Source organism: Psychrobacillus sp. INOP01 (assembly GCF_018140925.1).
Classification (GTDB): domain Bacteria; phylum Bacillota; class Bacilli; order Bacillales_A; family Planococcaceae; genus Psychrobacillus.
In genome coordinates, this window is the sequence record NZ_CP073315.1 from 1,765,845 (window position 1) to 1,792,521 (window position 26,677).

The window sequence follows — 26,677 nt, forward strand, 5'->3', positions numbered from 1 at the left end:
CATGAGGGTAATAATACTTTTTTAAACTATAGACTTGACTATCCTAGCAACTAGTATCATAATAGGATTCCATATGAGACCCTTCAAAATAAAATTGAATTTAGGATATATAACTTGCTTGGGTTAAGAGCAAGTGCATATTATGTATGGAATGGTAGTAGTTGTACTACTATGCATGCATTTAATAATTATACATGAAAGTAAGGTTCAACGCACTTTTAGTGTATTGAAGTATATAGTTATCCAACAGAAAATTACACGAAAAATAATAGATGAAAACAAAAAAAGAGGTGTGTACAACCGTGAAACGCGTAAAAGGTCGAATGGATGAGAGTATACTTGTCTGCGTATACTACGGACCAAATGGAGAGCGACTAATTAGAAGAGGACATAAAATGGCAAGCATGTTAGATTGTCCACTTTATATACTAACAGTTGATCCACTACCATATGATGCATTCGATGCTGAGAAATCTGGGTATATTGAAGAATGGAAAGCTTTAGCAGAAGAGCTGGAGGTTGAGGAGTTTATCATTCGTGATAGCGAAAAACGTCCTTCTCCAAAAGTTATTAAAGAAGTAGCCCACGGTTTAAATATAACCCAAATTATTATAGGACAAACTGCACAAAGTAGATGGGAAGAAATAACAAAAGGATCCTTCATGAATGTCTTATTAAAAGAAATTCCTTTCGTAGACTTCCACGTTGTTTCGGTTGCTCGTTACATTAAAGATGAAGAAGACGGCATTTTCGAAAAAGGTGTCCGTGCTTATTTAGTGACAGACGGAGACTCCTATAAAGTTTCCTTCACTTGTGCAAAGAACATGTGCCAAGAAGGTATATTCTTCAAAGAAATTGGAACTGATTTTGATAATGGTATATTCAAATTTATGCATAACAATAAAATGCATCAAGTTCATATTCAAGATAATCTAGTTACTGATTCATCTCAAGTTCCAGATGGGTGTAGCTTAAAAAAAGCATAGGGATAGAAATAAGGGAGACTCTTAGAGTTTCCTTTTTTTATTGGGCATTAGTACCTATACTACATGAATGTACGCTATGCATGAACCTACAAGGCAGGCAATGGATGGGAAAAACATCCTGATTCATCAGCTAAGCTACCCTTGTATTAATTCAATTTGTACTTCTTTCCTCAGAATCGTTATTTGGATAGTAAACTCTTTTCTTAGGTTTAGTAGCTCAATTTGGCAGATTAAGTACGTTACATATTTTGTTTTAGAAATTATTTAGCTATCATTCTAAGAAGTGAGGCAGGAACTTCGGCCATAACTCGGATCACTTCCATTACTTTTGAATTTTTTCCATTAGATCGTATCGTCTTTATTTTCAGCTTGAAAAGTTGTCCAACCGAAGTTACTCGATGCTTCTTTATACTTCTCCAACAATTCCTGTCCACTTAACCCTTTTGTCATTAGGCTTTCCAATAATTGCTCGGCAAAACCATCAGGCAATTTACGAACAGGTTTAATTAATAGTCCACTGTCCATCATTTCGATGGTGACTTCTTCCTGCAACTGCAGTTCGTCAAAGTAAACTTTCGGAATTATGATCTGTCGCTGCTTTGAAAGTTTTACTTTTTTTAAGTCAGTCATTTGAAAGTCCTCATTTCCTTAAATTTATTATTAGAAACGAATTATAAAATAATTTACTTTAATAAGACTAAATATATTTAGTCTTATTAAAGTGTTTAAGGAGATAAAAAGCGAGCAATCAAAATGATCACTCGCTTTTCATTAATTTGACATCGTTATTTTTCGATCCTTGGGTAATGCCAAGGCTACTAATCCTATTATTGGTAACGTCGACACGACAATCATGGTCGTATAAACTCCTACGTAATCCATTAATATTCCGATTACCACTGCTCCAATTGCTCCCATTCCAAAAGCTAAACCTACTGTTAACCCAGCCATCGTTCCAATTTTACTCGGTACGAGCTCCTGCGCATAAACGACAGTTACCGAGAAGCTTAGCATGATGAAAAATCCTATCGCAATGAGCAACAATATAATCGCCCAAACAGGTACGTACGGCAGTAAGAGACTTAATGGAATCGGAACCGCAATCGACAATACAATAACATTCCTTCTTCCCATTCGATCCGCCATAGGTCCACCGAAAAATGTCCCTACTGCCCCTAATGCCAGAAAGATAAAAATAATTAACTGTCCTTCTTTAATAGTCATTCCATAGTTCTCCATCAAATGAAAAATATAAAAATTGGTCATATTGGTAACATAAAAAGATCGGGCGAATATTAATACCATCAAAAGAGTTAAGGCAACACCAACTTGTTTTTTAGTTAAAGCTGGGAGTGAAGAAAGAAGCGTTCTTTTTCTTTTAGAAAGCTTCTCCGCCTCCAACTGCTTTTTATACCAAGCAGAAATCTTCGATAATAGGAATATCCCCACTGCAGCTACAACTAAAAAAAGAGCTGCTCCTTTTTGACCCATAGGTACTAATATAAATGCACTTATAAGCGGAGCAAGTGCTTGTCCAGAATTTCCTCCCACTTGATAAACAGATTGTGAGAGACCTCGTTTAGATCCCGCTGCCATAAAGGAAACCCGCGAGCCTTCTGGATGAAATACTGCTGAACCCAATCCTAAAAATATTACCGAAACGAGGATCATCCAATACTCTGGAGCAAGGGCTAATCCTGCCATTCCAACAAAGGAACTCAACATTCCAAGCGGTAATGCATAAGGCATAGGTTTTTTATCGCTAATAAATCCTACAATCGGCTGTAGAACCGATGCAACAATATTTAATACAAATGAGATTAGTCCCAGTTGGGTAAATGTAAGACCTAGTTCCGATTCTAATACAGGAAACATAGCAGGAATTACCGCCTGCAACGTGTCATTAAATAGATGACAAACACCTATTGCAAACATAATAGGGTATACAGGATTCCCCATTTTATGGGTGGAATTCTCTTTGACCATATTTTCACATTCTTTCTAATGAATAAACAATTATAATTATTATAGCTCAAATTCGACAAAATTATTTCATGATAAATGGAATAGTGTCAAAATTAATGGCAACACTAAGCATTATGTCGAAATGAAAAGAGGTTATACGAAAAATATGGAGACCTTTTTCGAAATGAACTTTTGGGAAATGATGTTGAGAACCACAATTTCCTTTATAGTGTTACTTGTATTAGCAAGATTATTAGGAAAGAAACAACTGAGCCAGCTCACTTTTTTCCACTACATTACCGGCATAACAGTCGGGTCTATTGCCGCAGAAATTGCCTCTCAACATGAAACACCCTTTCTCGATGGATTGATTGCACTTATTTGGTGGACGGCCCTCACTTTATTAATGAGTTATATTTCATTGAAATTCCCTACATTCCGAACATGGATTGATGACGAGCCAACCATTATCATAAAAGACGGAGAAATCAGTACGAAGTCTTTAAAATCAGCACGTTTGCATATGGATGATGTATTAATGATGCTTAGAGAGCAATCTATCTTTTCTATCCAGGATGTACATTATGCTGTTCTTGAAACAAACGGGGAGTTAAGCGTCATGAAAAAGGTTGGATTCCAGGAGGCTACAAAACAGGATATTAAAGTACCTCTTACACTTCCTTTGTTTATGCCCTCTGAAATAATAGCTGATGGCAAAATTGTCAAAAAGAATTTAGACGAATTAGATTTAACCGAAGAATGGGTCATGAAAAAGCTGAGAAAACATGGTGTTGATTCGGTTAGTGAGGTGTTTTATGCACAATTACAAACAAACGGCTCGTTGTATATTAGCTTAAGAAAAAATGGGATTTAAGAAGTATATATCACAAACTAAAAGAGCGACAAAAGGTGACATAATCACTTTTTGTCGCTCCTTCTTTCTATGCTTGTTTTAAATAAGTTAGAATGGTATTACCCAGCTCTTCTGGTGCCTCATACATACTCATATGACCTGCTCCCTTTACAACTACTTGTTTGATGTTTTCTCCACTTGCTGTAAATGTCTTGTCAGCTGGAATAAGTTGGTCACTTTCGCCAGCTATTAATAGTACAGGTAGCTTAGTATTTGCCAAAACTTCGGTACGATCCTTTCTTACTTTCATCGCATTAAGAGCATTTTTTGCTCCCTGTGGAGTAGTTCCATACCCAACCTTCTTCACGTCCTCCACCGATTGTTTGTAGGTTTCCACATTATCTGGTGCAAACAGCTTTGGAACTAGCCCATCTATGAAGGAGTCGATTCCATCTTTGTCTATTTTTTCAGCAGACGCAGTTCTTCCTTCCTTTGCTTCTGAAGAATCAGGCAATCCTGTGGAGTGAATTAAAGAGAAACCATTTAAATATTTACTATAGCTCTCTGCGAAGGCCAATGTGATATAACCTCCTAGTGAATGGCCGAACATCGTCACTTTCTCTATTTTTAGTTCTTCTAAAAAGTCCTTTATAACTAACGCGTATTGGTCTATTTCCTGCACACTATCGTGCCCTTTAGATTCTCCATGTCCAGGGAGATCAATCGCAATTACTCTATAGCTTTTAGAAAGCTTAGGTATTACTTTATTCCAATATTCGGAGCTTCCACAAAATCCGTGAATAAGTATAAGCGTTTCTCCTTGACCTTCGTCTTTATAAACAATTTTAGAATGGTTAGTTTTCACTCTGTCATCTCCTCAATGTTTCATTAATTGATTGGTTCAACTCCTGTATGTTTACCCCATCTAGTTGTTTATTACTCAAATTATATTTCTTTTTAATAGAGAGAATTCGTTTTACGCTTTCATCAATTCTTTGTTCCGTAATTTCTCCAGCCTCTATCGCTTGGAGTATTGCCTCTTTCGCTTTTTTTACATTAGCGTAGTCATGGGCTACTAACACAATGTCATTTCCTGCTTTTACTGCAGATACGGCTGCTTCACTAATTTCAAATGTATTTAAGATTGCTTTCATCGTCATATCATCTGTAATGATAATACCTTCAAAACCTAGTTGTTCCCTCAATACATCGGTAATAATTTCCTTAGATATGGAAGCTGGGTATGCAGAATCTATTTTCGGCAGCAAAATATGACCGATCATAATGACCTCCGCACCTTGCTCTACCGCTCGTGTAAAAGGTATTAATTCAAGTACATGTAAATCCGCTAAACTTTTTTGAATTATTGGTAGCTCTTTGTGAGAGTCTACTGCAGTGTCGCCATGGCCCGGAAAATGCTTTACAACCGAAATGACCTGCTCACTTTGAATACCTTTCATAAGCTGTAGCCCAAGCTTACTCACTATCTCCGCATCAGTTCCAAATGATCGGTCTCCAATAATCGGATTGTCCGGATTACTATTTATATCAAGGACAGGAGCAAAGTCTAAGTTAAAGCCAAATGCACTTAATTCTTTTCCTAATAGTTTTCCGATATTATAAGAAAGAGAAGCGTCATTTAGCTTCCCTAGATTTTCGCTTGTCGGTAGCTTAGTTAACTCCGGCAGCCTTGAAATTCTCCCACCTTCTTCGTCAACACCTAAAAATAACGGAACTTTATTCTTAATATTTTCTTGTTTTATCGAATTTAATAAGGAAACCGATTGGTTGGCGTTCTTTAAATTATCCTTGAACAAAATAATGCCGCCAACTTGATGTGTAGATATGATTTTCTTTGTTTCATTTGTAATGGTGGTTCCTTTTATACCCGCAAATATCATTTGCCCGACCTTTTCTTCTAAGCTTAAATCGGATAGGTTGACTGCTTCTTCAAATTCCGTGAAAACGGAAATATGATGAACCGTCGGATTTGGATTTTCCTCCGTTGGCTTTGGCAATATCCATTTCAACTGAAAGTCCTTTGTGACGTCATATATAAGTATCGTTTGATCTACTTGGTCATCCTGATAGCTTCTAATTTTATCCGGTTCCCCTTTAATGGATTTAATATCCTCGAGATGGATTTGCTGGATTTCAGGTGAACTGGAGCGTATATCAAAAACAATTTTAGATTGGTGGCCTACTGAAGCATTGTTTGATAGAAACTCTTCATAAATGGCACTAGCATTCTCACTTTTTCGCTCTGGAGCACCCCATAACTCATGTACTTTTTGAATGGTGGTTTCTCCTACGATAAAAGGTGAATTAATCGTTTGTCCTTTCTCCGCTAGTTCAAACAAGAGAGATACAAAGGGTTCCGTATCGGAAGACACTTCTATCGGCACTCCCTCCCGTACATTTCCATCTTCCTTAGGTTCTTTGAGCATTACAATTATGGCAATTACTAAAAATAATAGAAGAAGTATTACTACTTTCTTCGTCATCATAAAACCTCCAAACAAATGATGAGCTTATTCCTACTTCCATAAGCCTAACCAATATTCCTTTAATTTAACTAAAATATAAAGCGTTATATTTGATATATTTTTACTTCTCAAATATAGTACTAGTTAAACTTTGATATTATAAAAACGAATGAAAAGAGGAAAAGTTATGTCTAAAAAAGATGCGATGATATGCGATATAGACACTGGAATTTGCGGACCTGCTGGAGAAGGTAATTCTGTTATAGAGCTAATCGACTTAACTAGCCTATCTCCTAAAAAGGTTTCCGATTCAACAGATGAGCAACCAGAAAAAGATAATAAGAACAACGAAAGCCTCCTATAAAGACAAAAACCTTATTTTAATTGGCTATGAACAAACATTACCGATTGATTTTTAAGAGAGGCTGGTCATGACTGACGTCACGACCAGCCTCTCTTTTTTGGGTAATGATTGAAAAATGCTTTCCAATAAATACAGGAAGCTCCCGAAGTTGCAATTTCGGGAGCTATTTCTAAGCTTTATTTAGCGTATATTACCTATTTTATCGAGCTTATCCCTACTTATTAATATGTGAATAGATGAACCGCTTCTCAATTGACAATGCTGCTGAGAACCTTATTCAGACTCTGGCAATGTTTCATAAGCCATTTTATAAATAACTTCTTTATGTTGAGGATAGTCATGCAACAGTTCCTTTTGCGTAAAAAGTTCAAAATCCTCGTATTCAAATCCCGGTGCTACCATGCATCCGACGATTGAAAATGTACCACCCTCCATAACGGATGATCCAAAAATAGTATTTTTGGGCACCAACACCTGAGGAACCTCCCCATTTTCTATATCTAAGCCAAGCTTATGTGCCACATAGTTACCTTCCTCATCAATTACATGTACCAAAAGTGAGCTACCATCATGGAAGTACCATAACTCATCCGACTTTAATCGATGAAAATGGGACACATCCCCAGCACCTAATAGAAAATAGATACTTGTATACAATTTCCGATTACCGTTAGGGTTCTCGGAAGAATAACTACTTTGAAAATACCCTCCTTCTGGATGTGGCTCTAACCCTAAATTCTTTATATAGTAGGAAGCATCTCTCATCATTGCACCTCTTTCACTTCTAAATGTTTCATACAGTTATATAAATGACAAACGTTTTCATGATTCTTGAGTTCCACAATTGTAACAGAAGTGTTGCCGATATCACGAGAAAATTCACCGTCTGGAACAAGTGCATATAATAATCTACTTATGAAGCCACCATGACTAACTACGAGTACTCGTTTACCCGGATAATTTTGTTTTATTTCTTCTACAAAGGACATTCCACGAGAAATAATAACATCTTCCGGCTCAAAGCCAATATCCTGATTTCTCCAATCCAGTCCCCATTTAGCAATCCGTTCGGCTTCAGTCGATCCTTCAATTATGCCCCCACCAATTTCTCCTAGACGTTCATCTTGAATAAAGTCGATACCCGGAAGTTTCTTTGCAATTATTTCAGCTGTTTTCTTTGCACGGATGAGTGGACTTGTATAAATAACGTCCCATTCCTCAAACTGCACTCTTTGTGCTGCTTGCTCTGCCATTTGAATTCCTTCTTCATCTAAAGGCACATCTGTTTTGCCCTGTGCTCTACCTTCTTTATTCCAAGCAGTGACACCATGTCTTACAAATCCTATCGTTGTCATGTGATTTCCTCCTTACTTATTCTCTCATTATAATCAAAGTAAAATAATTGAACAATTACCACTTGACCTTAACGCAACGTAAAGGTTTAAACTGAACATATTAGGAGGTGATAAAGTGGAATACACCGTACAAAAGCTTGGGTTACTTGCAGGTATCAGTACAAGGACTCTACGATATTACGATGAGATTGGGTTACTTAAACCTGCACGTATCAATTCATCTGGATATCGTATTTACGGTGCTACTGAAGTAAATCGGCTGCAGCAAATACTGTTTTACCGCGAACTTGGGGTAAATTTAGATAGTATTAAAGAAATCATGACTTCCCCTACATTCGATGGAACAACCGCACTTAAAGAACATCGTGAAAAACTGCTTGAAAAAAGGGCGCAACTAGATGCACTTATTAACAATGTGGATAAATCAATTCAACAAACAGAAAGGAAGATAAGCATGACGGATAAAGAAAAATTTGAAGGCTTCAAACAAAAACTTGTCGATGACAATGAGAAGAAATACGGAAAAGAAATTCGAGAAAAATACGGGGAAGACGCTATAAATAAGTCCAATGCAAAAGTAAAGGGTATGACAAACGAGCAATATGAGGAAATACAAAAATTAGAAGAGCAACTATTTAACAATTTAAAATCTGCTATGGATACTGGAGATCCTGCCGGTGAACTGGCTCAAAAAGCAGCAGACTTGCATAAACAATGGCTTTGCTTTTACTGGGATCAATACTCTAAAGAGGCTCATGTTGGTCTTGCAGAAATGTACGTGGCTGACGAACGCTTTACCGCTTATTACGATAAAGTCCAAACAGGTGCAACTATATTTTTACGGGATGCGATTGTTATTTACACAAAGTGAAACTTCAATCAGTGGGGGTTTTCTTCAACCACCACTGATTGTTAGTTGAACCAGTCGGGCTTCTACGGGCAGTTGTCTCCCACTTTATGTTTTGTTACTTCTTGGACCAAGCCTTGAAACGGGAGTATTACGACGCACTGGCCGTGCTAGTGCCGATGTTGCCACAGGACGTGGCGACTTTAATCGGCCTGCCCGTTAATGCGGGACAAAAAACTAGAAGGCTCATGTCTTCTAGTTTTTTAATACTTTCTCGATTATGTGGATATCCTCTGGATAAGCTAAATCCAAGACCTGGATTTCCTCGAATGACTTCCAAGCAATTTCATATATAAATTCATCTGGGTCCTGAAGCGTAATTTCTCCACTTATTATTTCTACTAAAAAGTAGTCTACATAGTAAGAGATGCCATGTTCACTAATAATTCCACTTTTATTATGTACCTTGTCCAACGTTTTCACTATGAATCCAGTTTCCTCGCTGAATTCTCTTATACAGCATTCCTCTAATGTTTCGTCTTCTTCAAGCGTACCAGATGGAACTGTCCATTTCTTATCTTCTCCTGGAGCTGCTTGAAGTACCATTAACACGTCCTTCTGGCCATTTACACAAATACCTGCTGCACCTTTCCAGCTAAACATAACCTTCACTTCCTCTCTTTATACCCAATCTTCCTCCACAACTTTATAATCATAACGTGATTTTTTCAAATCTACACGTCCATCTGCAAAAAAGGAGACCCCTTCCGCTTCTAGCATTGCTTTTTGTGAGTACGCCGATTCTTCATCTGCTATAACAATTTCTCCCTTCACATTAATCACACGATGCCAAGGAAGATTATATTTTGAACTCATGGTATGTAAAACTCGAACAACTTGTCTTGCTCCTCTAGGGCTTCCTGCAACTTTTGCAATTTGTCCATACGTCATCACTTTTCCTGGTGGAATAGATTTTATAATATGAATTACTTTTTCAGTAAAAGGGTTCATCCTACAACTTCCTTTCATTCTCTTTAATTATAACTGACAATTTTTAAAATTATAATTGTATTTAATCTAGTACCTTGCATAAGGTAATACTGTATGATATATTCTATCCAAGGTACTGTTCATTGATTAGTAGCGAAAGGAGGAAATAAAAGATGAATATTCAATTTAAAAAAGGAGTTTTAAATTTATGCGTGCTTGTTTTATTGGATAAGCAGGATCGATACGGGTATGAGCTAGTCCAAAAAATATCCGATCAAATCTCGATTTCGGAAGGATCCGTATACCCATTATTAAGGCGGTTGACGAAGGAAGGCTATTTTACTACCTATTTACAGGAGTCCACAGAAGGACCTCCTCGTAAATACTACAAGCTAACTGATTTAGGCCGCTCCTACTTACATGAACAACTAAAAGAATGGGAAAGCTTTACAACTGGCGTAAATAATCTAATCGAAGAGGGTGTAAAAAATGACTGAACAACAATTTTTAAATGAATTAGAACTTGCTTTAAGTAGGCTTCCAGTTGAAGAGAGAAATGATATTCTTTCTGACATTAAAGAGTATTTCTCAAATGGGCGAGAAGATGGAAAATCAGATAGTGAAATTGCAGCCTCCTTAGGATCACCTAAAGAAATTGCAGAGGAGCTTTCCGAAAACCAAGCCCAAATTCCAGAAAAAATTACCTCGAGCAATCAAATCATTAATGTTCCTCATGCGAATTTTTCAAATGTAAGGATGGATATCGACTTCGGCTCTTTATACGTAGTTCCTTCTGAAACAGACGAAACCATTATTGAGTTAATTGGAGAGCACGATAAATTAGAATTGACAGCAGATGTAGTAAACGACACATTATCCATAAGATTAAAAACCAAAAAGTTTAAACTTTTTAGCTTCCTATTTCTAATAAAAGAGATTCGAGTAAACATTGCCCTGCCTAAAAAGCTATATACAACCATCATTATGAAAACTCAAAATGGAAGAATTCGAGCTGAAAAAATACTCGGAAAGAATATTAAAGCAACATCAGATAACGGGAGTATTGGGTTAAAAGAATTTGCTGCAACCATTCTAGAAGTAAAAACAGATAATGGACGTATCGAAATAGAGAAAATTCAAGCAGATAAGCTTACCGCTGAAACCGATAACGGCAGAATTGAACTTCGAAATATTGATGCTGAGCAAGTTCACACGGAGACCGATAACGGGAGAATTATTATGCAGCACGTAAACGGGAAAATTGTTGGAAAAACAGATAACGGCAGAATCGAACTGCTAACTGCCAGTTTGGATCGAATGATTGAATTAGAGACAGACAACGGGAGCATATTGGTAGAAACTGAAAATGCCCCAACGGACGTTTCAATTCATACAAAAGTAGATTTCGGAAAAATAAGTGTGTTCGGCGAAAAAAATTCTCGTACTGTATTTGGAAATGGAACGAACAAAGTTATCCTTTCCTCAGATAATGGAAAAATAACTGTAGAAAATAAAAGCAAAACTCCTGCTTTTTAAACAAATAAAAAAAAACCGTGCAAAAAGATGCCCAGTCCTTTTAGTTCAAAACCTGTTTCTTCCATTTTTAATAGGCTTTGAACAGACTCTTCACTTATTATTACCGGTTAATTTTTTTGAGAGGCTGGCCGTGACTGATGTCACGACCAGCCTCTCTTTCTCGATAATCTTATGACGTTTGTCTGTCCATCGCCCTTCTACAACTCTTAGAAACAGGTAAGTCCGTTTTGGGAAAACTAGAAAAAAGATATTTTACTATTCTTAATAGAAGCTCTCGAAAATGCTATTTCGTTCGCTACTTCACTTCTTTATAGGGCAAACACTTACTACTTCTCTTTATTTCGGTGATGGTTCATCGCTCACCCTGCGGAACGCGTCCACCTGAAACGGAAATCGGTTGTATTATTCATTCTTTAAAGTGTCATGAACCTAGTATTCACGAAACACTTTTAAATACTTTCTTGTCTTTTTTTCTTTAGCTTTATTGAACTCTTTTATTAAAATGAATGGCTTTTTTTCATACCTTAGCATACACAAAAGCCCTTCAAGACAATAAATGTCTTGAAGGGCTTACTATAGGTGTTTACGCTTTTCTTGTTAGTTCTCTTCTACTTCTTTACGGTTTTTCTTGAATAATTTTGATAGGATTTCATAAACGATTGGCACAGCAATTAACGTTAATAACGTTGAACTTGTTAAACCACCGATTACAGTAATACCAAGACCTTTCGAGATTAAACCACCGCCACCTGATCCAACAGCTAACGGTATTAATGCACCAATCGTTGCGATTGCTGTCATTAAAATTGGACGGAGACGAGTTGCCCCAGCTTCTAGAATTGCTTCACGCATACTCATACCATCACGTTCCATATGAATAATTCGATCCACAAGTACAATTGCATTTGTGACTACGATACCGATTAACATGAGCATACCCATCATAACCGATACAGAAATAGTTTCTCCTGCGATCAATAAACCAACGAATGAACCTATTACTGCAAATGGTAAAGAGAACAGTATAGCAAATGGTGCTACACCCTCACGGAATGTTACAACTAAGATAAAGTACACGATTGCTATAGCTGCAAGCATTGCTAAACCAAGCTGCGTAAATGTTTCTGTCATATCAGCAGCTACACCGGCTACACCAACAGTCACTCCTTTAGGTAAGTCTAATTTATCAATTGCTTCATCTACCTCAGATGTTGCGACTGAAATATCATCTCCAAGGATTGTTCCAGAAACAGTTGCATAATACTCCCCTTTACTACGTGCAAGAGTATTAAGTGTTGTTCCTTCTTCTACTGTTACCAGCTCAGAAAGAGGCATTGTCGTACCCAGTGCTGTAGGTACTTCTGTAGCTAAAATATCATCTACAGATTTCGGTTGTTCTGCTTTTTCTTGCTGAACAATCACATCTAGTGAATTGCCATCTTTTTCAACAGTAGTCAATACATCCTGTGTAGCTGTAGGACTTAACATCATAACAATCTGACCAGTTGTTAGACCATACTGAAGTAATTCATCTTGTTCTACTTTGAATGTATATTCTACATAAGCATCTTCTGTACTTGAAGAAATATCTTCTAGGCCGTCATTTTCATTCATTACATCTTCTACCATTTTTACAGCTTCATTTAATTTATTTAAATCTTCACTGTAGAATGTGTAGCTAACTTCGTTTGAAGACATCGACATAGCGGAGAAGTTTTGGCTCTTCCACTCGCCTGTTTGCCCAATATTAAATGCATACTCTTCAATTTCTTCACGTACTTCTGGGAAGTTTTCCATTTCTGGATCGAAGATAAGGTACATTAATGCACCGCCTGCTCCACCACCCATCATCGCAGCTGTTGGATCGGCACTATCGCTGTCCGTTACTGACAATTGAAGAATATCAATATCGTCTCTTTTTAGTAACTCTTCTTCTACTACTGCAACGTTAGCTAACGTATCCTCCGTTAACTCACCAGCTTCTGGCGTATACGTTAAATACATAACTTTTTCTTCTTCACTTCCTAAGAAGCTGAAGCCTATTAATGGAGTTAAAGCTAAACTACCAACTAATAAAACAATAGAAACGATAGAAGTAATGACTTTGTGATTAAGCGTCCATTCCAATATTCGCTTATAGCCATTAGCTAGCTTACCAACTTCTTTATGATTACTTTCTTTCTTTTCTCCATATAATTTCTTCTTAAATAAGTAGTGGGACAATGCTGGAACAATTGTAACAGCCACGATCAATGATGCACCAAGTGCAAATGTCATTGTTAATGCAAATGGCATAAACAATTCTCCGACCATACCACCTACAAATAATAATGGTGCAAATACTGCAACCGTAACTAGTGTAGATGACAGAATAGGTTTGAACATTTCAATAGTTGCTTCACGAACAAGCGCACGTCCTGATAATTTTTCATCTTTTAAATGAATACGACGATAAATATTTTCCACTACTACAATGGAGTCATCTATTACCCTTCCTATGGCTACTGTAATAGCTCCGAGGGTCATAATATTCAACGTGATATCCATCCAGTTCAATAATAGTAACGCCATAAAAATGGACACTGGAATAGATACTATTGAAATTACCGTTGATTTAAAATCACGTAGGAAAAGTAATATGATTAAAACGGCAATTAAACCACCGAATAAGGCTTTTTCAATCATCGTATTAACTGACTCTTCAATTGGTTCACCTTGGTCAAGAGATACATCAATAACAAGACCATCAATATTTTTCTGTTCTTCTTCGATCAATTCTTTCACACTATTAACAACATCAACAGTATTTGCTTGCTGTCCTTTAACAATTTGAATAGAAATTGCGTCCTCACCATTTGTACGTGAAACAGATTGTACTCTACCTACTTCTTCAATAGAAGCAATATCGCTAAGTTTCACAAACGGGGACGGATTTGTTGCAGATGGTGTTACCGGAATAAGCATTTCCTTTAATTCATCTGAAGTCATGAACTTGCCATCTACTGAAACTGCCTCTTCGCCTTCTTCAAATTCGTAAAGACCTAATGAAACTGCTAAGTCACTTGCTTGAATCATTTGTTTTACATCATCTTCTGTTAATCCAAGCTCGGTCATTTTTTCTTCGTTATACGTAAGGTTAACTTCTTCAATGTGCTGTCCTGCAATAGTTGCAGAAGCTACGCCATCTATTTTCTCAATTTTAGGAACTAATATATCTGAAACTGTAGATGTTAACTCTACAATGTCTTCTGTCGTACTACTAACACTTAATGCCACAACAGGCATCATGTTCATGCTAATAGCAGTGACAATTGGTTCCTGTGCTCCCTCTGGTAATTTAACACTCTCTAATGCAGATTTTAATGCACGATTTGCCTCTGCCATATCTTCACCATATTCATATTCCACTTGAATACTTGCCATATTCGAATTGGAATTAGAATAAACGGATTTCACACCTTCAAGATTTTCTACCACTTTCTCTAAAGGCATGGATACTTCTTCCATAACTTGCTCAGGTGTTGCACCCGGATAGACATCCATTACCATTAAATACGGGATTGAAATATCCGGAATTGTTTCCATGTTCATACGTGTTCCCGAATAAATACCGGACACAGTAATAATAATTGTAAGCAACCATACCGCTAATTTATTATGAAGAACAAAATTGACTAAACCCTTCACTCTTACACCTACCCCTTATTGACTTTGACTTCTCAATTATTTATAATAATGACTAATTAGTCAGTTGTCAATAATATGAACTAGGAGCGATAGTTTCAGATGGGTAAAAAACAATTAATAATGGAAAAAGCATTAGAGCTTTTTGCACAACAAGGATTTGAACTAACTTCTGTTCAACAGATCACCGAACACTGCGGAATTTCTAAAGGTGCTTTCTATTTGTCTTTCAAATCTAAAGATGAATTGATATTAGCATTAATCGACCAATTTATGACTCAAATGATTTCAGATACTGACTATCAGGTCACAAACACACAAAATGATGAGAAAACATTATATGAATTTTACTTTACCATGTTCCAATCCTCTCAAAAGCATTCTAATTTTGCTAAGATTTTGATGAAAGAACAGTCCCAATCATTTAATAAGGAGCTTGTTATTAAATTTCATTATTACGATCGATTACTAGAGAAAACTATCCTTTCTATGATGGAAAGGATATTTGGGGAAAAGATCGAAAATACGAAACATGATTTAGTCTACTGTATTAAAGGTTTCATAAGTATTTATTCGGAATTAATTTTATTCAATAATGTCCCGGTAAATTTGGATCAGCTGGCACAATCATTAGTAGAAAAAACAAACCTGCTCGCAACACATGCTACAATTCCGTTTATCACCGAAGAAATTTTCCAGCTTAAACGGTTGACTCATACGGAAGTAACGAGCGATCAACTGCTTGAAATTTTAGAACAGAGTTTAAAGGAAGCAGAGGAGCCACTTGAACAAGAATCGCTTACCTTGTTAAAAAAACACTTACTAGATCCCTCTCTAAGTCCAGCTCTTGTAGAAGGTCTTTTAAAAAATATTCAAAGCTATCCTAATTGCAAATGGGTTGCCTTCTTACTTCGGAATTATTTAGAGTTAAGCTCTGTTAAAGAAAACGGTTGATTTCCTTTTCAGACGGACGTTTTCTAGCTGAGCGAGTCGAGCCTCCTCGGAATAGAATGGTGCTACTTTCACCTGTAGAATTTTATCTGTTGTGTAGTTTTTTATAGGAGTGTATGTTAATGAAGAATAGAAATCTGCAAAGTTAAAGTCACTTCGTTCATTTATTAACTTCCAAAATATTAATAATTAGTTGGAGATTATTTCAAGATTCATTCTTACACAAATCGGGTATTTTATTCACAACATCATTATTTCTGGAGAGTTGTGATAAAATGTTTGGATTTTCGGATTTTCTGTCTTTGGTAATTTCAGCATTTATCATATTACCTATTGTTATATTTCTACGGGAAACAGGTTACTTGATAGCAAGTGAGATTTTCGGAGTGAAAAATCCAAGATTGACTATTGGCTCTGGGCCAAGAGTTTTTAAGTTTTGGATAATTGATGTTCGAAAATATTATCATCTATTTAGTTGGTTTTCATATGATTCTTTAAGAAGGAAAAGTAAACTAGCATATATATGTATTTACGCAGGTCCAATCTTCATGAATCTTTCGGTGGCTCTACTATTAAATGCATTATTAGCAAACGGTATGTTAGAAGAACATAAAACGTTTTGGAATCGCTTTGTATTTTATGGATTTTATTATGTTTTGTTTGATATTATTCCGATGAGAACAGTAAATGGCATGCCGAACAACGGACTGATTATTTATGAAATGCTTCGTTACGGCAAACGGACTGATTACAACCATGAACCTTTTATATACAAAACAACTGATATTGAAGAGGAATACCAAGAAACTCTGGAAGAGTTAGAGGATAACAAAAAAGAAAAAAGATGATAGAGAAATTCTAAAGGGTAGATGAAGAGGGCAGCTATGCCCCGTCCTTCGTCTACCCTCTTTAATATTGAATCCTAGGCTTAAAGTATCTTTCTTAACATTGCCTTAACGTATAAGAGCATTACTATATTGTTTCCAAATTCAAATGAACAGAATCTACGAGCTTCTGATAGCCTATTTCTTGATAGATTTTGTTCGATGTTGGATTGAGCATATCTGTATATAGAACACAAAACTTAAATTCCTTCAATAACTCTTTACTCACTGCAGCAACCATTGTTCGTGCGTACCCTTTTCTTCGTTTTTCTGCAGGTGTAAAAACAAGAGAGACTGTAATCCCATTTGTTGTTGGTCTTGCCTTTTTCATCATGGATACAACTTCCCCTTGGTCTTCCCATAAGAAGACTTCCTTTCCATCTAACATAGTTTTCACACGTTTTTTTATTTCTACTGGAGCTGTTTTTGATAGCCCAGTATCATGTTCAAACTGACTATACCATTTCTCTAAAAGCAGTGCGTCGTTAGCTGTTGCATACCGCCATGTGCCGGGGCTCATTTCTAGCAATTGCTCTACTTGATCCAGTCTATAGAGCCCTTGATCCATCATCAAAGAGTATTTCCCACCCGTTTTTTCTTGCCACTTTTGCGCAAACTGAAAAGCCCATTCCTTCACACTGATAATTGATTCTACCGGTATGGAATGATTGATTATTTCATTTATACATAAGTCAGTGCACTTAGATATTTGTTTTTCATCAACAAATATTATATTAAATGGATGTGGAGGAGTCATTTGAAAAATCGCTAATAATTGATCATTTTCTTCAATAGTTGCCAAGTATGGATTTTCATATGCCCCAGCTTTTATTCTCTCTAAAACACCTAAAAACAAGCTAAACTTATCTTCATTTTCCTCCAAAAAAGGTGTGACTCTATTTGCGAATGCCTCTACGTTTCCATAATGCTGAAAATTCATATAATTGCCCTCCTTTTATCTTTGTATGTTAATATAACCTAAAACACTGCTGGAGGGGATACTTTTATGAAAGTTGTTACAATCAGAGATATTCATATAGGAAAAGGTATACCAAAAGTCATTGTTCCACTAATAGGAACAACTCTAGAAGAGCTCCTTTTGGAAATAAACACAATTAAACAAATAAAACTAGATATTGTCGAATGGCGTGCAGATTTGTTAGGGGATATCGAAGATTTAACTAAAGTAAAGCAAGCCCTTTCTATCATTCGTAAAGAGCTATACCCTATCCCGCTCTTATTCACTTTTAGGACGCATCGTGAGGGTGGCAATAAAACCATCGAGGATTCATACTACGAAACTCTTCTTGTGGAAATGATGAAAACGAAGGAAATAGATTTAATAGATGTAGAGTTATTTTCACCTAATGTGACTGAAATTATGGAAAGCGCAAAAGAAAATGACATTAAGATTATTATGTCTAATCATGATTTTGAGAAGACCCCGGCAAAGGAAGAAATCGTGTGGAGACTTAGAGAGATGCAGGAGCTGGGCGCGCACATAGTCAAAATTGCCGTAATGCCTAGCAACCCATCAGATGTTCTGACACTACTAGATGCGACGCATACGATGTACTCATTATTTGCAGACCGACCAATTATCACCATGTCCATGGCTTCAACCGGGGTAATAAGTCGATTAGCTGGTGAGGTCTTCGGCTCTGCCGCAACATTCGGTGCTGGTGTAGCATCATCTGCTCCTGGGCAAATTCCAGCGAGTGACCTTAAACATATTTTAGAATTACTGCGTACCAATTAGGAAAGGTGAAAGCATCATTCAGAGTCAAAACCTGTTTCCACCTCTTTCGGAGGGCTTTGGACAGGCTTGTCGCTATATTATTACCGACTGGCTTTTTAGAGAGGATGATCTTATGACGTTTGCCTGTCCGTCGCCCTCCTACAACTTTTGGAAACAGGTTAGAAATATTTTTAGGAAGAAGGGAAGAGATTCTTTCCTACACATAGAAAAAGAGCCCGAAGATACAATTTCGGGCGCACCTCTCCTTCTTTATTGGACTTTATAATAATTGCGCTAGTCGAATCATATCTACACATGGTATGCCATTTTCAATAATTTCCTCTTCATAGTGGATAGTGAAGAAATCTATGTCCACTCCGATAATTCGAAATCCACATTTTTGATAGAGGGCTAGCTGATCAATACTCGAATTGCCGGTTCCAACTTCAATTACTTTATACCCTTGTTCCTTTGCCTTCTTAATAGCATCTATTACGAGTGCTTTTCCAAAGCCCTTACCTTGATGCTGCTCCACTATCGCAATATTAATGAGTTCTACGGTTTCTGGTCTAGTTGAAAGTAATACAAATACGCCCACTATTTCTCCGTCTTCTTCGCCGATGTAGCATTTTCCCCGTTCTAGGTATTGCTTGATAAGCTTTTCAGAAGGATCTGCCAATAATAATAATTCTATTGGATATGCTTTATTTATTCTTTGTATTTCCATGGAATACCCTCCACTTTCTTTTGTAAATCTCTAATACACTCGGTATCATATCTACCTTTCTTCTTGTATACTTTTAGCATAACTCATCTTCAGAATAATAAGAACGTATAAAAGAGGTGGCACAATTTGTTTTGGGAAGAAATAGACGACAAAATACTATTACATACTCCGTCTGGATTTAGCTTTTCTAAGAATCTTCAATATCTCGACAGATCAACTAATGAATGCTTATTTCTTATTCGGGACAATAAAATTCGAAAAGCGATATCACTAGAAACCTGCACCACATTAATAGAAATAAGCAAATTGGAAGATCAAATTCTAACAATCGAATTTTTAAATCACACACGACCTGAAAGTAAAAGCAGTCGCGAAGAGGTAATAGCTTATATAATTGAGTGGTTTGATCTAAAAGTGGATTTGCAGCAATTTTATATTTTGGCTTCCACAGACCCTATATTGTCGCAGGCTTCAAAACAATTTAGTGGGCTACGTATTATGGGCATTCCTGATTTATTTGAAGCAATGACATGGGGTATACTCGGTCAGCAGATCAACCTAACTTATGCCTATACATTAAAGCGTCGTTTAGTGGAAACTTATGGTCATTCTATTCATTTTGAAGGGCACGACTATTGGTTATTCCCAACACCTGATACTATTGCATATCTGACTGTACAGGATTTAAGTGGATTAAAAATGACCGTAAAAAAATGTGAGTATTTAATAGAAGTGGCTAATTTAATCTATAAAGGTGTACTGACAAAAGAAATGCTCCTTGTAGAAAATGATGTAAAAAAAGCTGAAAAGATTCTTACTCAAATTCGTGGGATAGGGCCGTGGACCGCTAATTACGTATTAATGCGCTGTTTAAGATTTCCTTCCGCTTTTCCTATCGATGATGTAGGACTACATAATGCTATTAAACAGGTAAATGGAGCACAAACCAAGCCCACTAAGAGCGAAATTATGCAACTGGCTCAGCACTGGACCGGTTGGGAAGCATATGCAACGTTTTATTTATGGAGATTGCTTTACTGATGATTATGAATGCCCCACAGCCTGTCTTACTCTCAATCTAAGAAAAACCGGGCAAAAAGACGCCCGGCCCTTTTAAGAAGACTAACCTTAGCAACACCGTTGATTTCCGCTACAGTGGACGCTTTTCGCTTAGCACGGCTTCAGTCTCCTCGGGCCAACAGGATGTTGGTCACGAAGGCGTTGCCACACGATTTGGCGCGCTTAGCCTTTTCTATTCCCTCAGAAGTCGCCGCCTGCGCTTCAATCAACTAGTATGGATGGCAACAAATTACAGGTTGGTATTGTCCCTACATTAACTTAAAATAATCCAATCGTCTTAGCGATAGGCTGTGCTCAATCTTCTTGTTGAGTACCACTAATTTAATTGATTGTAGTGGAAGGTGGCGACTCCAGCAGGATGAGTGAGACAGATTAGCCATCACAACATACGCGAAGCGGCGGTGATGGCTAATCTCTCACCCTGCGGAACGCGTCAACCTGAAACGGAAATCAGCAGTTTTATTAATTTTTTAAAGTACCATGAACCCAGTATTCACGTTTCATTTTTATATACTTTCTTATTCTTGAACATAAAACCCATCACTCTCAACTAGAGAAAGATGGGTTTTATGTTTATTTTAATATTTCTAGAATCTCTTCTGATACATATGTTTTCTTATTTTTTAACACCGGTTGTTCTAAAAATAATCGCAGGCTTTTATTGTAGCTGTAAGATTTCGTATCACGAATAATTTGGATAGAACTGTTCCCTTTTGTAAGGGTTACTTTCTTTTGCGTTGAGTTAGCGTTATTTTCCACTTCATATCCAAGTTGTTCGGCTACTTTACGGAGCGGAATCATTTTTATCCCATTTTGTATAAAATGATCATCATTAATAATTTGTTTCAGTTCGGGTGAAAGGTAATTTACAGCGACAATTTTCGTTGGAACTGTTTGAGCTGGAATACTTTTTGTAGCAGTATTATAAAATATAATTAGCTCTTTTCCCTCTAAAACCTCCTGAGTTATTGCTTCTCCTTTTTCATTACGAATGTCAGTCTCTTTGGAAATGTTCAATTGAAGCTCTCGATCTAAACTAATCAAGTTTTGGTCAAACTTTGCCACTTTCACAAAATTGAATTTTTCTTTATCATGAACAACGAGAATCTCCGGAGTTATTCTTGCTGGATAAATCAAAATCATTGGCTTATTTTTATCGTAGTAAGCTTCTATTTTCTGGCCTTTTTTAAAGGATTCTTTTTTAACTGGCTCTGCATTTGTATCTTTAAAGAACAGGACATTTTTATCTAGTGTGAAGATAGTCGTACTTGGTTCATCCTCTTCTGACACAACTGTTAGTGCTAGCTGATTGTTATCGTTTGTTATTTCTGTTATGACACCTGAAAATTTCATGAAGTTTGAAGTGTCCTCTACTTCCACAGAAGAAAGTGCCACTATTTTACTTGGAGTAGTTTGAGCTGGGATACTTCTTGTAGACATCGTATAGAATACAATAAGCTCTTCTCCTCTTAAGTCTTTTCTTTCTATTTTTTCTCCTGCAGTATTTTCTAGAACAGTTTCATTATCCACATTCAAGTTCAATTCATTATCTAAACTACGTAGTTCTTCATCAAATTTCCCTACTTTAACGGAACCGAATGCTTTATCATCATGTACAATCACTAATTCAGGTGAAATCTGCGGTGGATATATCGTGAGCATCGGTTTATCTTTGTCAAAATAGGCATCTATTTGCTGGCCTTTTTGGAATGCTGATTGCTCCATTTTTTTCGTTGATCCACTATTGTAAACAAGCGTTTCGTCTGTTACGTTGTAAAAAGTTATCTGCGGCTCTTTGTCAGCTGTCTCTACAGTTAATGTGACAGTGTCCTCTTTTTTCTCCACTTTTGTTATAACTCCAGATGCTTTTACAAAGTTAGTTGCTTCTACTTTTGCATCCCCACTTTGTGCATACACTCCTTGGCTCCCTATAAGCTCTAACATTAAAATCATTACGATAGCTCCACAAATTTTCTTCATCGAATCTCTCCTTTTTTTACTTCTCTTTCCATTTGACGGGCTTATTTACAAAAAAGTTACAATAATAATGAAACATTCTTAATTCTTATTCGTATAGAATGAAAAGAGAAAAGAGATAGGAGTTTGAATATGACGTTATCAATCAACCAAGTAACTAAGAGATATCAAGACTTCGTCGCTGTTAATAGTCTGTCCTTTACAATTGAAAAAGGAGAAATTTTTGGATTGATCGGGCAGAATGGTGCTGGTAAAACAACGACATTTCGCATGATTTTAGACTTACAGGAGACGACTGAAGGAAGTATTACGTGGAATGGGCAGCATATTAATTCGATTAATAGAGATATTCTAGGCTATTTACCTGAGGAGCGCGGCATCTTCCCTGCTATGACAGTGGAAGATCAATTATACTTTTTCGGTGAGCTAAGAGGGAAGCATAGAAAAGAACTAAAAAAAGAAGTAGATTATTGGATTAATCGTTTTGAGTTGGAGGATAAGAGAAAAGCAAAAGCGGAAACCTTATCTAAAGGAAACCAGCAAAAGGTACAACTAATCGCGAGCTTTATACACCAACCTGAGTTCCTTATATTAGATGAGCCGTTTAGTGGCTTGGATCCCGTGAATATGGATTTACTAAAGCAAGCAATTCTAGACCTTAAGCATAAAGGAACGACTATATTATTTTCTAGTCACCAAATGGATAATGTCGAAGAGCTTTGTGATCATTTATGCTTACTAAAGCGTGGAGTGTCTTTGTTTTCCGGAAATTTATTGGATTTAAAGAAACAATACGGAAAAACCAAGTTAACCATTCGCACAGAAATTCCAAAAGAAGCTCTAGCAGGACTACATGGTGTAAGGGATATTCAAGTAGGGAAAGATCATTATACATTAACACTTGAGGATGAATCGTACGCGCAGTCTATCTTTGACTATGTATCTAATGGAAAATATATAGAGAAATTCAGTTTAGATTATTTATCATTAGATGAAATTTTCAAGGATAAGGTAGGTGGTACGCATGTCTAAGTTTTGGTTATTAGTTAAGCAGTTATATGTTCAAAAAGTAAAAGCGAAATCATTTATATTTTCTATCGTACTATACGTAGCTGTTATCAGTGGTGTTATGTTCTGGTCTGACATTAAAGAAGCTTTTTTCCAGGAAGAAGCTTTACAAATTGCTCTAATCAACGAAACAGATGTGGAAATTGAAGCATTATTTGAATCTACTAGTGATATACAATTTACCTTCCCTAAAGGTGAGGTTGAAAAGGTAGAAGAACAAGTAATCAATGGGGACTTTGCAGCTGTAATTTACGTTGAGGATCAGGACAATTCATTGACAGCAGAAATCGCCACCTTTGAACCACTGACATTTAATGATCAGCAAAGTCTTTCTTCAACTTTGCAATATGCCGGGAAAATATATGAAGTACAGCAGCTAAATTTAACAGCAGAGCAAGCAGATAAAATTCTTCAATCCGAAACTACAATCACGATGAAAAATCTTGATGAGCAATCTGCCTCAGGCAAAAGTGAGGATGAAAAAGCTGCAGGAATTGGTGCTTCATTTTTAGTAGGATTTTTAATTTATTCATTTGTTATGACATTTTTATCCATGATTACAACTGATGTAGCTTCCGAAAAAGGTTCACGTGTTTTAGAGGTTTTACTTGCTAGCGTAAAGCCTGCCACACACTTTATGGCGAAATTAACCGGAACGTTTCTGCTAGCATTGACACAAATTGCAGGATTATTACTCGTTCAAGGATTGTTGTTTGCACTGATTGACGGAGGCTCTAAATGGGATGTTGTCAAAGATATTGCCAACGAATTATCCCTTGTATTTATCGGATACTCAGTAGCATTTTTATTGATAACTATCATTTTGTACTTAATACTAGGTGCATTATTGGGGTCTTTAGTCTCCAAGGTAGAGGAATCAAGTCAGGCTATGATGCCAGCGATGATGGTTGGAATTATTGGATTCTACGTATTAATCTCTGGAATGGCAAGTCCTGATACGTTGCTGATCAAGGTGTTCTCTTATATTCCTTTCACATCAGGTATGGTCATGCCACTGCGAATTGGGGCAACAGATATATCCACATTCGAACCAATCCTGTCCATGGCTATATTAATCGTCACTGTAATTCTTTTGTTCGCAATAAGCTTATCCTTCTACAAACGAAGTGTTTTAACTTATAGTAGTGGAGGTATAATTCAAAAAATAAAAACCGTGCTAAAGGTAACAACTTAATATTATTACATCGAAATAATCGCGAAGGTATCCACCTTTGCGATTTTTTTGATACAATCTCTGATTTTTTGCATAAAATAATGGATGAAAGAAGGGATGCATATATGTGTGGAATTACAGGATGGATTCATTTTCAAAGGGATTTGAGAAACGAATTGTCGGCAGTTGCAAAGATGACGGAAACCTTAAAGAAGCGTGGCCCAGATGACGATAATATTTGGAGTTCTCCGCACGCCATGTTTGGGCATCGCCGTCTAACAGTAGTAGATCCTGTTGGTGGAAAACAACCAATGACCAAAAACTATCAATCAAATGAATATACACTTACGTATAATGGAGAATTATACAATACAGAGGATCTCAGAAAGGAATTATTGAAACGTGGGCATTCCTTCTCTGGTCATTCGGATACCGAGGTTTTGTTGACCTCCTATATTGAATGGAAGGAAAAATGTGTTGACTATTTTAACGGTATATTTGCTTTTGCCATTTGGGATGAAACCGAACAAAAAGTGTTTATGGCACGAGATCGTCTGGGAGTTAAACCACTTTTTTATACCGAAAAAAATGGGGGTTTCCTATTTGGTTCTGAACAAAAGTCGCTCTTTGCACATCCTTCTATATCTCCAATCATCAATAGTCATGGCCTTGCAGAAATTATTGGATTAGGTCCATCACGTACCCCTGGTTCTGGAGTATACAAGGACATAAATGAATTACGCCCTGCCCATGCACTAAGCTTAACTCGTAACGGGGTTCGGACTTGGCGTTACTGGAATGTAGAAAGCAAGGAACATACAGATTCATTAGACGAAACAACAGAAAAAATTCGCTACTTAGTAACTGATGCTGTAGAAAGACAGCTTGTATCAGACGTACCTCTAAGCACATTCCTTTCTGGTGGTTTGGATTCTAGTATTATTACGTCAATTGCCGCCAAATCCTATTCACAGAATTCGAAGTCCCCTCTGCACACTTACTCCATCGACTACCAAGATAATGATCACCATTTTCAAGGCAATACCTTTCAGCCTTCAAACGACCTCCCTTGGATTCAAAAGGTGACAAATCATCTAGATACAAAACATCATTTCTCTATTATTACCCAACAAAAACTAGCGGAATATCTAAAAGAGGCTGTTCACGTACGAGACCTTCCTGGGATGGCAGATATCGATTCTTCATTATTATGGTTTTGTAGGGAAATTAAACAGGACTTTACGGTCGGTCTATCTGGAGAATGTGCAGACGAAATATTTGGCGGCTATCCCTGGTTTCATCAGATAGGAAACGCAGAAAAAGGATTTCCTTGGATACGATCTACTAAGGAACGTTTTCAGTTATTGAATGATAGTTGGCAGGGCAAATTAAAGATAGAAGAATATGTACAAAACGCATATGATACAACTTTAGCTGAAACTCCACTATTAGATGGTGAAACGAGTGTAGAAGCAAAAAGACGTGAACTGTTTTATATGAATATGACCTGGTTTATGACTACTCTTTTAGATAGAAAAGATCGTATGAGTATGGGTGCTAGTTTAGAGGTGCGCGTGCCATTTGCGGATCATCGGTTGGTAGAGTATGCATGGAATATTCCTTGGGAATACAAAATGGTTGGCAATCAGGAGAAAGGTATTCTACGAAAGGCATTTCAAGGTAGTCTGCCATATGATGTACTTTATCGCAAAAAAAGTCCATATCCCAAAACGCATAATCCTGTTTATACAGGGATTGTGAATAGTATGTTAAAGGAACAATTGCAAGATAAAAACTCTATTCTGCATGAGCTATTTCAAAAGCAGCGGTTGGCTGATTTAGTCGAATCGAATGGAGAAGCATTTAAAGTACCATGGTTTGGTCAGTTAATGTCTGGTCCACAGCTTCTTGCATACCTAGTGCAATTGCATATTTGGTTTAAGGAATATAATGTTCAACTTGTAGATTAAATTCACTTTCACATACTACCCCTGCATGTTGAAGGTAAGATC

Annotated in this window: 25 protein-coding genes; 13 read left to right on the forward strand and 12 right to left on the reverse strand. The window is 36.8% G+C overall.

Features of this window, described 5'->3' with window-relative positions; all coding sequences use genetic code 11:
- Positions 1-302: 302 nt before the first annotated feature.
- Positions 303-986, forward strand: a complete 684-nt coding sequence (locus tag KD050_RS08875) for a universal stress protein (RefSeq protein ID WP_211895809.1) — start codon at positions 303-305, stop codon at positions 984-986.
- A gap of 342 nt (positions 987-1,328) precedes the next feature.
- Here KD050_RS08875 and KD050_RS08880 read toward each other — a convergent pair whose 3' ends face one another.
- Entirely contained in the window at positions 1,329-1,616 is a 288-nt protein-coding gene (locus KD050_RS08880; RefSeq protein WP_211895810.1) for an AbrB/MazE/SpoVT family DNA-binding domain-containing protein, read from the reverse strand.
- A 141-nt stretch (positions 1,617-1,757) separates the two neighbouring features.
- A complete protein-coding gene (locus KD050_RS08885; protein ID WP_211895811.1) occupies positions 1,758-2,972 on the reverse strand; it encodes an MFS transporter in 1,215 nt (404 codons plus the stop codon).
- 145 nt (positions 2,973-3,117) lie between these two features.
- Here KD050_RS08885 and KD050_RS08890 point away from each other — a divergent pair, with 145 nt between their 5' ends.
- A complete protein-coding gene (locus tag KD050_RS08890; protein WP_211895812.1) occupies positions 3,118-3,825 on the forward strand; it encodes a YetF domain-containing protein in 708 nt (235 codons plus the stop codon).
- A gap of 67 nt (positions 3,826-3,892) precedes the next feature.
- Here the strand turns inward: KD050_RS08890 and KD050_RS08895 are convergent, their stop codons facing one another.
- Positions 3,893-4,669: an alpha/beta fold hydrolase gene (locus tag KD050_RS08895; RefSeq protein WP_211895813.1), complete on the reverse strand. Its 777-nt coding sequence runs from the start codon at positions 4,667-4,669 to the stop codon at positions 3,893-3,895.
- A 4-nt stretch (positions 4,670-4,673) separates the two neighbouring features.
- Positions 4,674-6,308 carry a beta-N-acetylhexosaminidase gene (nagZ, locus tag KD050_RS08900; protein ID WP_211895814.1) on the reverse strand — a complete coding sequence of 545 codons (1,635 nt, stop codon included), beginning with the start codon at positions 6,306-6,308 and terminating at the stop codon, positions 4,674-4,676.
- A gap of 169 nt (positions 6,309-6,477) precedes the next feature.
- Here nagZ and KD050_RS08905 point away from each other — a divergent pair, with 169 nt between their 5' ends.
- The gene (locus KD050_RS08905; protein WP_211895815.1) at positions 6,478-6,654 is read left to right on the forward strand and encodes a hypothetical protein; all 177 of its coding nucleotides are present in this window, start codon (positions 6,478-6,480) and stop codon (positions 6,652-6,654) included.
- Between the two features lie 273 nt (positions 6,655-6,927).
- Here the strand turns inward: KD050_RS08905 and KD050_RS08910 are convergent, their stop codons facing one another.
- Entirely contained in the window at positions 6,928-7,422 is a 495-nt protein-coding gene (locus KD050_RS08910) for a cupin domain-containing protein (RefSeq protein ID WP_211895816.1), read from the reverse strand.
- The gene (locus KD050_RS08915; protein ID WP_211895817.1) at positions 7,419-8,009 is read right to left on the reverse strand and encodes a histidine phosphatase family protein; all 591 of its coding nucleotides are present in this window, start codon (positions 8,007-8,009) and stop codon (positions 7,419-7,421) included. The genes KD050_RS08910 and KD050_RS08915 overlap by 4 nt, the downstream gene beginning before the upstream one ends.
- 115 nt (positions 8,010-8,124) lie before the next feature.
- On the opposite strand from KD050_RS08915, the gene KD050_RS08920 reads away from it, so the two are divergent.
- Positions 8,125-8,880, forward strand: a complete 756-nt coding sequence (locus KD050_RS08920) for a MerR family transcriptional regulator (RefSeq protein WP_211895818.1) — start codon at positions 8,125-8,127, stop codon at positions 8,878-8,880.
- A gap of 231 nt (positions 8,881-9,111) precedes the next feature.
- Here KD050_RS08920 and KD050_RS08925 read toward each other — a convergent pair whose 3' ends face one another.
- Together KD050_RS08925 and KD050_RS08930 are read right to left on the reverse strand one after the other, a co-directional pair.
- Complete coding sequence (locus tag KD050_RS08925; RefSeq protein ID WP_211895819.1) at positions 9,112-9,519, reverse strand: NUDIX hydrolase; 408 nt, start codon at positions 9,517-9,519, stop codon at positions 9,112-9,114.
- Positions 9,520-9,537: 18 nt separating this feature from the next.
- Positions 9,538-9,867, reverse strand: a complete 330-nt coding sequence (locus tag KD050_RS08930) for an MGMT family protein (RefSeq protein WP_211895820.1) — start codon at positions 9,865-9,867, stop codon at positions 9,538-9,540.
- A gap of 152 nt (positions 9,868-10,019) precedes the next feature.
- Here KD050_RS08930 and KD050_RS08935 point away from each other — a divergent pair, with 152 nt between their 5' ends.
- Positions 10,020-10,343, forward strand: a complete 324-nt coding sequence (locus KD050_RS08935; protein WP_211895821.1) for a PadR family transcriptional regulator — start codon at positions 10,020-10,022, stop codon at positions 10,341-10,343.
- Positions 10,336-11,382 carry a DUF4097 family beta strand repeat-containing protein gene (locus KD050_RS08940; protein WP_211895822.1) on the forward strand — a complete coding sequence of 349 codons (1,047 nt, stop codon included), beginning with the start codon at positions 10,336-10,338 and terminating at the stop codon, positions 11,380-11,382. The genes KD050_RS08935 and KD050_RS08940 overlap by 8 nt, the downstream gene beginning before the upstream one ends.
- Before the next feature lie 597 nt (positions 11,383-11,979).
- On the opposite strand, the gene KD050_RS08945 is transcribed toward KD050_RS08940, so the two are convergent.
- Positions 11,980-15,069: an efflux RND transporter permease subunit gene (locus KD050_RS08945; protein WP_211895823.1), complete on the reverse strand. Its 3,090-nt coding sequence runs from the start codon at positions 15,067-15,069 to the stop codon at positions 11,980-11,982.
- 99 nt (positions 15,070-15,168) lie between these two features.
- Between KD050_RS08945 and KD050_RS08950 the strand changes: the two genes are divergently transcribed.
- On the forward strand, positions 15,169-16,020 hold the full coding sequence (locus tag KD050_RS08950; protein WP_211895824.1) for a TetR/AcrR family transcriptional regulator: 852 nt from the start codon (positions 15,169-15,171) through the stop codon (positions 16,018-16,020).
- A gap of 272 nt (positions 16,021-16,292) precedes the next feature.
- Complete coding sequence (locus KD050_RS08955) at positions 16,293-16,865, forward strand: hypothetical protein (protein ID WP_211895825.1); 573 nt, start codon at positions 16,293-16,295, stop codon at positions 16,863-16,865.
- 124 nt (positions 16,866-16,989) lie between these two features.
- Here the strand turns inward: KD050_RS08955 and KD050_RS08960 are convergent, their stop codons facing one another.
- On the reverse strand, positions 16,990-17,841 hold the full coding sequence (locus KD050_RS08960) for a GNAT family N-acetyltransferase (RefSeq protein WP_211895826.1): 852 nt from the start codon (positions 17,839-17,841) through the stop codon (positions 16,990-16,992).
- Between the two features lie 66 nt (positions 17,842-17,907).
- Here KD050_RS08960 and aroD point away from each other — a divergent pair, with 66 nt between their 5' ends.
- Positions 17,908-18,660: a type I 3-dehydroquinate dehydratase gene (gene aroD / locus KD050_RS08965; RefSeq protein ID WP_211895827.1), complete on the forward strand. Its 753-nt coding sequence runs from the start codon at positions 17,908-17,910 to the stop codon at positions 18,658-18,660.
- 259 nt (positions 18,661-18,919) lie between these two features.
- Here the strand turns inward: aroD and KD050_RS08970 are convergent, their stop codons facing one another.
- Complete coding sequence (locus KD050_RS08970; RefSeq protein ID WP_211895828.1) at positions 18,920-19,366, reverse strand: GNAT family N-acetyltransferase; 447 nt, start codon at positions 19,364-19,366, stop codon at positions 18,920-18,922.
- Positions 19,367-19,492: 126 nt separating this feature from the next.
- Between KD050_RS08970 and KD050_RS08975 the strand changes: the two genes are divergently transcribed.
- Entirely contained in the window at positions 19,493-20,407 is a 915-nt protein-coding gene (locus tag KD050_RS08975; RefSeq protein ID WP_211895829.1) for a DNA-3-methyladenine glycosylase family protein, read from the forward strand.
- A gap of 612 nt (positions 20,408-21,019) precedes the next feature.
- On the opposite strand, the gene KD050_RS08980 is transcribed toward KD050_RS08975, so the two are convergent.
- Entirely contained in the window at positions 21,020-22,426 is a 1,407-nt protein-coding gene (locus KD050_RS08980) for a stalk domain-containing protein (RefSeq protein ID WP_211895830.1), read from the reverse strand.
- A 129-nt stretch (positions 22,427-22,555) separates the two neighbouring features.
- On the opposite strand from KD050_RS08980, the gene KD050_RS08985 reads away from it, so the two are divergent.
- The 3 genes from KD050_RS08985 to asnB all read left to right on the forward strand — a co-directional run bounded on the left by KD050_RS08985 (position 22,556) and on the right by asnB (position 26,635).
- Positions 22,556-23,455, forward strand: coding sequence for an ABC transporter ATP-binding protein (locus tag KD050_RS08985; protein WP_211895831.1), 900 nt, complete (start codon positions 22,556-22,558; stop codon positions 23,453-23,455).
- Positions 23,448-24,686 carry an ABC transporter permease gene (locus tag KD050_RS08990; protein ID WP_211895832.1) on the forward strand — a complete coding sequence of 413 codons (1,239 nt, stop codon included), beginning with the start codon at positions 23,448-23,450 and terminating at the stop codon, positions 24,684-24,686. The genes KD050_RS08985 and KD050_RS08990 overlap by 8 nt, the downstream gene beginning before the upstream one ends.
- 104 nt (positions 24,687-24,790) lie before the next feature.
- Positions 24,791-26,635: an asparagine synthase (glutamine-hydrolyzing) gene (gene asnB / locus KD050_RS08995; RefSeq protein ID WP_211895833.1), complete on the forward strand. Its 1,845-nt coding sequence runs from the start codon at positions 24,791-24,793 to the stop codon at positions 26,633-26,635.
- The last annotated feature ends 42 nt before the right edge of the window (positions 26,636-26,677 follow it).

Excerpts from the sequence above, each read along its gene's own strand:
- KD050_RS08880 (WP_211895810.1), bottom strand. The coding sequence starts at position 1,616 with ATGACTGACTTAAAAAAAGTAAAACTTTCAAAGCAGCGACAGATCATA.
- KD050_RS08940 (WP_211895822.1), top strand. The coding sequence starts at position 10,336 with ATGACTGAACAACAATTTTTAAATGAATTAGAACTTGCTTTAAGTAGG.
- KD050_RS08950 (WP_211895824.1), top strand. The coding sequence starts at position 15,169 with ATGGGTAAAAAACAATTAATAATGGAAAAAGCATTAGAGCTTTTTGCA.
- KD050_RS08925 (WP_211895819.1), bottom strand. The coding sequence starts at position 9,519 with ATGTTTAGCTGGAAAGGTGCAGCAGGTATTTGTGTAAATGGCCAGAAG.
- KD050_RS08930 (WP_211895820.1), bottom strand. The coding sequence starts at position 9,867 with ATGAACCCTTTTACTGAAAAAGTAATTCATATTATAAAATCTATTCCA.
- KD050_RS08890 (WP_211895812.1), top strand. The coding sequence starts at position 3,118 with ATGGAGACCTTTTTCGAAATGAACTTTTGGGAAATGATGTTGAGAACC.
- KD050_RS08905 (WP_211895815.1), top strand. The coding sequence starts at position 6,478 with ATGTCTAAAAAAGATGCGATGATATGCGATATAGACACTGGAATTTGC.
- nagZ (WP_211895814.1), bottom strand. The coding sequence starts at position 6,308 with ATGACGAAGAAAGTAGTAATACTTCTTCTATTATTTTTAGTAATTGCC.
- KD050_RS08910 (WP_211895816.1), bottom strand. The coding sequence starts at position 7,422 with ATGATGAGAGATGCTTCCTACTATATAAAGAATTTAGGGTTAGAGCCA.
- KD050_RS08985 (WP_211895831.1), top strand. The coding sequence starts at position 22,556 with ATGACGTTATCAATCAACCAAGTAACTAAGAGATATCAAGACTTCGTC.
- asnB (WP_211895833.1), top strand. The coding sequence starts at position 24,791 with ATGTGTGGAATTACAGGATGGATTCATTTTCAAAGGGATTTGAGAAAC.
- KD050_RS08915 (WP_211895817.1), bottom strand. The coding sequence starts at position 8,009 with ATGACAACGATAGGATTTGTAAGACATGGTGTCACTGCTTGGAATAAA.
- KD050_RS08970 (WP_211895828.1), bottom strand. The coding sequence starts at position 19,366 with ATGGAAATACAAAGAATAAATAAAGCATATCCAATAGAATTATTATTA.
- aroD (WP_211895827.1), top strand. The coding sequence starts at position 17,908 with ATGAAAGTTGTTACAATCAGAGATATTCATATAGGAAAAGGTATACCA.
- KD050_RS08980 (WP_211895830.1), bottom strand. The coding sequence starts at position 22,426 with ATGAAGAAAATTTGTGGAGCTATCGTAATGATTTTAATGTTAGAGCTT.
- KD050_RS08960 (WP_211895826.1), bottom strand. The coding sequence starts at position 17,841 with ATGAATTTTCAGCATTATGGAAACGTAGAGGCATTCGCAAATAGAGTC.
- KD050_RS08955 (WP_211895825.1), top strand. The coding sequence starts at position 16,293 with ATGTTTGGATTTTCGGATTTTCTGTCTTTGGTAATTTCAGCATTTATC.
- KD050_RS08935 (WP_211895821.1), top strand. The coding sequence starts at position 10,020 with ATGAATATTCAATTTAAAAAAGGAGTTTTAAATTTATGCGTGCTTGTT.
- KD050_RS08885 (WP_211895811.1), bottom strand. The coding sequence starts at position 2,972 with ATGGTCAAAGAGAATTCCACCCATAAAATGGGGAATCCTGTATACCCT.
- KD050_RS08990 (WP_211895832.1), top strand. The coding sequence starts at position 23,448 with ATGTCTAAGTTTTGGTTATTAGTTAAGCAGTTATATGTTCAAAAAGTA.